A 2276-nucleotide genomic window follows, 5' to 3' on the forward strand; every position below is an offset into this window, starting at 1 on the left:
CGCGCGGATCACCCGAACGGGTCAGCTCGTCGAGCAAGGAATCCGGGGCGGGATCTGCTCCGTCGGCATCACCCGCAATCCTGGTGGTGTACAGGGCGGACGTGATGTCGGACTCGGGTGACCTGCTGCTGTCGGCAGTCTCGGGTACAGCAGGAGGTTCTTGCGGCGCAGGCCGCGGTCCGGCTACGGGTTCGTAGGTGTCGAGGACGGCTTGCAGCCGGGAGTGTTCCGCGGAGCCCGGGGTGAGCTGGTCGAGTCTCTCGCGCGGGGTGCGCTGGTTCAGTGCGTCCGTGGCCGTGTCCTGAGTGTGGGCCATCGCGACCCTCGTCTGGGACGGACCGGCGCCGCGAGTCCCGCTCTGGGGGCGGCTGCTCGGCAGGAAAGCGTCCGCTGTGTCGGCCCGTGCGTCCTCGGGCCGGGACAGGGTGGGGATCGGTACAGGATCGGCGAGGTCCTCACCAGGCCTGTCAGTCACCTCCGCGGCCAGGAACGTGGTCTCGGCGGACTGTCCATCTGGGGCGGAGGCCGGGGCGGTCGCGCGCTCCGCCTCCCGCAGGCCCTTGGAGCGTTTGGCGTCCTTGGGGCCCGGTGTGCCGAAGGCCGCCACGGCGCCCGTCACCGCGGGATCGGTCCGTGGTGTCTCGGACGTTTCCGTCACCACGTTCGCCGTGGTGCCGTCCGTGGCGGCGGCGTCGCTGTCGCGGCCGGCGGGGTCGGCGGTCGGGTGAACGGTGCCGACCGGGCCCGGGACGGTGACGGCGGACGGGACGACCGGATGATCACCCCGGCGTGTGTCGGCCCAGGCCGTTGCTGGCCGGCCGTCACCTGACAGGTCGACAAGGTGTGATGCGGGGGTGGCCTCGCCGGCGGCGGCCGCGTCTGTCTCCGTGGCGGGCGCATCCGTGTCGGCGATGGCCGGGACGGGGTCCGTCCCGGCGGTGGGGCTGTCGGCGCTCTGGCCGGGTGCCGCGCTCCGGCTGCTGGTGCTGTTGGGCTGAGTGCCCTGGCCGGTGGTGTCGCCCTTGACCGTCGTCGGCGACGACACGCTCGCCGCGCCGGAAGAGGCGGGAGTGGCGTTGCCGGTGGACGTGGGTGCCGTCTGGCCGGGCTGGGACGCGGCACTCGTACTCGCCCCCGCGGCAGCCGCCGCCGAGGCGGAGGCCGTCGCCGCGGGAGCGGTGACCGAGGGGGCCGCGGGCTGGGTGACGGGGGCGGCCTCGCCGGCCCCGTCCTGCTCACTGTCCGTTTCGTTGTGCGCATGCTGTCCCTCGGCAGGGACGGCGGCCGGGGCGGGGGCCGTCCGGCCCGATGCCGACGCCGCGTGGGGTGAGCCGGAGGAGACGGCGCCGTGGGCCCCGTCGGTCGGCAGCGCCGCGGGATCCGTCCCTGCCGCCGGCTGTCCGCCCGCCGCGTCCTCGCCGGGTATTTCGAACGCCGCGTCGGACGCGCTGTGCCCGCCCGTGTTCCGCACCAGCTGGCCCCCGCCGCCCGCGACCCCCGCCGCACCCGCACCTGCATCCAAGGCCGACTGCCCCGTACTTGTGCCGACGGGGGGCGACTGGCCCTCGCCCGTGCCCGTGCCCGTGGCGGATGTTCCAGGGACATCGATCCCGGAGACGGTACGGACCGGTACCGGCGGGGCGGGAGCGGACCCCGGGGACGCACCCCAAGGCAGTGGCCCCCCGGCCACGGCCAGTCCGCCCGGAACCGGAACCGCTCCACCCGTGTCCACTCCCGCCACCGGCCGCCCGCCGGCACCCGCCCCCGTGCCACCCGACGACCCCCCCGAAGGACCCGACAGACCCGCGTTGAGATTTTTCAGGAACGACAGGTCCGGCATCTTGATGCCCAGCCCCTTGGCCCCCAGAGCCGCCGCCGACATCGTCGCCGTGCTCACGGCACCGCCCGCGAAATCCCACACATTGAAACCACCGGTCAGCGCGACCCCGGTGAAATACTCCGACACACCCGCACTCGCGGCATTGAACGTCTGGTCCGCCGACACCGCCGCCACCTTCAGCCCGGAACCCGACGGCGTCTTCCCGCCCGGATTCACCACCGGCGCGTTCTTCGGGAGGTCGAACTTCCTGGTCAGGTTCGGACCCAGGTCCGCCTTGCCCTTGAAAGCCGACGTGAAGAACTTCTTCGCACCCCGGAAGAAATGCTCGAACACCGAGTTCAGAGCACCGGCCGCACCGTTCAGGAACAAGTCCTTCACATCGATACCGCGCGGCTTGCGGCCCGGGGCCGCGGACACCATCAGGATCAGACGCGAC

General features: G+C 73.0%; 2 protein-coding genes. One reads left to right on the plus strand and one right to left on the minus strand.

Going from position 1 to position 2276, the window contains the following annotated elements; genetic code table 11:
- Window positions 1–1522: hypothetical protein (locus IE94_RS39740; protein WP_157849444.1), on the minus strand; the 1522-nt coding region annotated here is incomplete at its 3' end.
- Between the two features lie 322 nt (window positions 1523–1844).
- On the opposite strand from IE94_RS39740, the gene IE94_RS40140 reads away from it, so the two are divergent.
- Window positions 1845–2276, plus strand: a 432-nt coding sequence (locus tag IE94_RS40140) for a hypothetical protein (RefSeq protein ID WP_209441111.1), incomplete at its 3' end; no start/stop codon positions are given.

It is taken from the genome of Streptomyces violaceorubidus (genome assembly GCF_000717995.1).
GTDB lineage: Bacteria > Actinomycetota > Actinomycetes > Streptomycetales > Streptomycetaceae > Streptomyces > Streptomyces violaceorubidus.